The sequence below is a fragment of the Sphaerotilus sp. genome, from assembly GCF_013299175.1.
GTDB lineage: Bacteria > Pseudomonadota > Gammaproteobacteria > Burkholderiales > Burkholderiaceae_C > Sphaerotilus.
The window spans coordinates 1-3391 of record NZ_JAAFKF010000196.1 but is presented as its reverse complement, the minus strand read 5'-3'; the positions used below and the strand labels follow the sequence as shown (position 1 = coordinate 3391).

Annotated in this window: 4 protein-coding genes, 1 other RNA gene and 1 riboswitch; of the genes, 1 reads left to right on the top strand and 4 read right to left on the bottom strand. The window is 68.8% G+C overall.

Going from position 1 to position 3391, the window contains the following annotated elements:
• Nucleotides 1-11: 11 nt before the first annotated feature.
• The 4 genes from QZW52_RS19115 to QZW52_RS19100 all read right to left on the bottom strand — a co-directional run bounded on the left by QZW52_RS19115 (nt 12) and on the right by QZW52_RS19100 (nt 1629).
• Nucleotides 12-824 (bottom strand): sulfite exporter TauE/SafE family protein, encoded by an 813-nt coding sequence (locus tag QZW52_RS19115; RefSeq protein WP_294001715.1) that lies wholly within the window; start codon nt 822-824, stop codon nt 12-14.
• Nucleotides 825-843: 19 nt separating this feature from the next.
• Nucleotides 844-1021, bottom strand: a non-coding RNA gene (gene ssrS / locus QZW52_RS19110) — 6S RNA.
• Between the two features lie 9 nt (nt 1022-1030).
• Nucleotides 1031-1387 (bottom strand): cell division protein ZapA, encoded by a 357-nt coding sequence (locus QZW52_RS19105; protein ID WP_294001713.1) that lies wholly within the window; start codon nt 1385-1387, stop codon nt 1031-1033.
• 8 nt (nt 1388-1395) lie between these two features.
• Complete coding sequence (locus tag QZW52_RS19100; protein ID WP_294001711.1) at nt 1396-1629, bottom strand: DUF904 domain-containing protein; 234 nt, start codon at nt 1627-1629, stop codon at nt 1396-1398.
• 70 nt (nt 1630-1699) lie between these two features.
• Nucleotides 1700-1940: riboswitch (cobalamin riboswitch) on the top strand.
• A 91-nt stretch (nt 1941-2031) separates the two neighbouring features.
• Between QZW52_RS19100 and QZW52_RS19095 the strand changes: the two genes are divergently transcribed.
• Nucleotides 2032-3391, top strand: a 1360-nt coding sequence (locus tag QZW52_RS19095) for a TonB-dependent receptor domain-containing protein (RefSeq protein WP_294001709.1), incomplete at its 3' end; no start/stop codon positions are given.

Sequence of the window (3391 nt, the reverse complement as noted above, 5' to 3'; positions counted from 1 at the left end):
CTTAGCCTTGATTAGCCCCGAGACTTCCAGAACATGTACGCCGCCAGTGCGTAGAGCGTGCAGGCGAAGACCTTCTTGAGCTGCTTGACGTTGAGCGCGTGGGCGGTACGGGCACCGAAGGGGGCGGTGGTCACGCTGGCGGCGGCGATGAGCGCCAGCCCTGGCAGCCACAGATAGCCGACTGCCCCCGGCAGCGGACTCGCCATCGACCAGCCGCCGATCACATACCCGACGGTGTTCGCCAGCGCGATCGGAAACCCGAGTGCCGCCGAGGTCGCCACCGCGTTGTGCATCGCCACGTTGCACCAGCCCATGAACGGCACGGAGATGAACCCGCCGCCCGCGCCAACCAGCCCCGAGATGAAGCCGATCACGCCACCTGCACCGAGGCTGCCGACGGTGCCCGGCATCTGGCGGGTGGGGGCGGGCTTGCGGTCAAGCAGCATCTGGGTCGCCGAGAAGGCGACGAACACGGCGAATACCAGTGCCAGTGTCGTGCCCTTGAGCAGCGAGAACACCCCGGCGCCCGCCAGCAGGCCCCCCAGCACGATGCCCGGCGCGAGCGTTCGCACGATGTCCCAGCGGACCGCGCCGCGCTGGTGGTGGGCGCGCACGCTGGACATGGCGGTGAAGAGGATGGTGGCCATGGACGTGGCAATCGCCATCTTGACCGCCAGTGCCGCATCGACGCCGCGCGCCGACAGGATGAGCGTCAGGAACGGCACCATCAGCATGCCGCCTCCGATGCCGAGCAGGCCGGCGAGGAAGCCGGTGCAGGTGCCGAGGGCGAGCAGTTCGGCGACCAGGGTGAGATCGAAGGGCATGGGTGCGGGGAGAGTGGGGGTGTCCGCTGCAAGCCGAGGGCCGCATTCCTGAACCCAGGGGATTCAGGTGGGCGAGGTCAGGCTGGTTTCGGGTTCATCTGACGCGAGACGATCACACCAACCGGCCGATGTTCCAAGCCCAGGCTCGCGAGAGCATCGGTTCAAGGAAATAAAAACCCCCGCGAATGCAGCGGACAGGGCAGATTCTAAGCCGATGGCGGGGTGCTGTGGCCACCGAGTGCGGCATCCAGGCGGCGGACCAGGGCATCCACATCGATGGTGATGAGCGGCACGGCAGGGGCCGGTGTCGTCTCCGCCTCGGCTGCAGGGGCGGGCGTGGCGTGGCCGTCCCGTGTGCGCTGTTCGATGAGGGCATGCGCCAGGTTCAGTGCCGACAGCACGGCGATGCGCTCGCGGGCCTTCACCCGGCCGGCGTCGCGGATGGCGCACATCTCGCGGTCCACCAGACGCGCGGCAGCCGTCAGCACCGCCTCGCCTTCTTGCGGGCAGGCCAGGACGTAGCCCTGCCCCATGATGTTCACATCCAGCGGTTTCGCGCCCATGCTTGTGCTCATACACCGCCTCCCGAGGCACCACGGTCATGGGTATCGACATCGCCCGCTGGCAGCCGCTCGATCAGCGCATCGATGCGGGCGCGTGCTGCGGACAACCGTGAACGCAGGTTGTCCCGCTCTGCATGGGCTGCGGCGAGTTTCTGCTCCAGCAGCGCGTTGTGCTGCTGCAAGGCGCTGTGGTGCAGCAGCAGCCGGTCTACCCGTTCGGCGAGGTCTTCGAGTGTGGACATTGCGCGTTGGCGTGTGGCCTGTGTCGTATGGCGGGGTTCGCGGCGATTGTAGTGGTCCGGGCGCGCACCGTTTACAATTCACGTTGTTGGTGCTCGTGCCGGCCTTCACGCCAGCACGGTTAAACGGGAAGCAGGAAAGCAGACGCTCTTTCGGGCCACGCTCAACCTGCGCTGCCCCCGCAACGGTAAGCGGACGGGAGCCTTCGCGCTCTCTGCTTCGGCGCACATGCCACTGGTGTCATTGGGACACCGGGAAGGTCGTCCGAGGTTCGTCCGTCAGCCCGGATACCGGCCAACGGGGGGTGGACTGCGTCGCGCTGTCAGGCGTCTGAGCGGTCTGCCATTGAGGTGTGCGCCTGCGGGGAAGCTGGCGCGCACGACGTTCTCAGGTCCGTGTTCTCCATGCATTCCCATTTCCAGGGCACTTCGCTGCCCCTTCTGTCCGTGCGTCCCGTGGTGCGGGCGGTTCTGCTGTGTGCGGCGTCCTGCGTCTCGGTGTCGGCGCTGGCGCAGCAAGCCAGGCTCGATCCCGTCGTCGTCACCGGTGTCCGCCAACCCCTGCCGCTGAGCCGCATGGCCGCCGACGTGCAGGTCATCGACGCCGAGCGCATCGCCAATTCGACTGCCGATTCGGTGGAAGACCTGCTGCGCCGCGAAGCCGGCCTGCAGGTCAGCCGCAACGGCGGGCCGGGCATGAACGCCGGCATCCTGATCCGCGGCGCCGGGGTCGGCAACACCGTGGTGCTGATCGACGGCGTGCGTGTCGGCTCGGCCACGCTGGGGCAGACGATGTTCGAGAGTCTGAGCCTCGCCCAGATCGACCGCATCGAGGTGCTGCGCGGCCCGGCTTCCAGCCTGTATGGCGCGGACGCGGCCGGCGGCGTGGTGCAGATCTTCACCCGGCGCGGCACCCCCGGCCTGCAAGTCCACGCGAAAGCGGCGGTCGGCGGCTACGGCTCGCGTGAAACTGCACTCGGCGTTTCCGGCGCACAGAGCGGCTTCGACTACGCGCTGTCGCTGGCCGACGAAGCCACGGATGGCGTTTCGGCCCTGCGCCCTGGCGACCGCTACGGCAACTACAACCCCGACCGCGACGGTGCCCACCGCACCTCCGGCCAGCTCGCGGTCGGCTTCACCCCGGTCGCCGGCCACCGCATCGGTCTGAGCCACACCCAGAGCCGCACGCGCAACCAGTACGACGACAGCCAGTACGTGGCCCCGACCTTTGCCCAGGACGCCACGCCCGATTTCCGCAACCGGCTCGACACCACCGCCACGGCGCTCGACCACCGCAGCCAGTTCGGCAACGGCCTGACCTGGACCAACCACCTCGCGCGCAGCGAAGACCAGCTCCTCACCGGCGCGGCCGTGATCGACCGCTTCCAGACCCGCCGCGCGCAGTTCACCTCGCAGGTGGGCTGGGCGATCGACACCCGGCACCACGTCGTCGGCGCGTTCGAGCATCTGGTGGAAAAGGCCAGCTCGACCAGCTACGTGGCCGACGTGGAGCGGCGCAACAGTGCGCTGGTGCTGGGCTACTCGGGCAGCTTCGAGGGCACGCTGGTGCAGGCCGACGTGCGCCGGGACCAGAACTCGGTCTACGGCGGCGTGACCACGGCCCGCCTCGGCGGCAGCATCACGCTGGCACCGGGCCTGCGCCTGCGCACGCTGGCGGGCACCACCTACCGCGCGCCCAGCTTCAACGACCTGTACTACCCCGGCTACGGCGTGGCCACGATCACGCCCGAGCATGGCCGCAGCG

Excerpts from the sequence above, each read along its gene's own strand:
- QZW52_RS19105 (WP_294001713.1), bottom strand. The coding sequence starts at position 1,387 with ATGGGCGCGAAACCGCTGGATGTGAACATCATGGGGCAGGGCTACGTC.
- QZW52_RS19100 (WP_294001711.1), bottom strand. The coding sequence starts at position 1,629 with ATGTCCACACTCGAAGACCTCGCCGAACGGGTAGACCGGCTGCTGCTG.
- QZW52_RS19115 (WP_294001715.1), bottom strand. The coding sequence starts at position 824 with ATGCCCTTCGATCTCACCCTGGTCGCCGAACTGCTCGCCCTCGGCACC.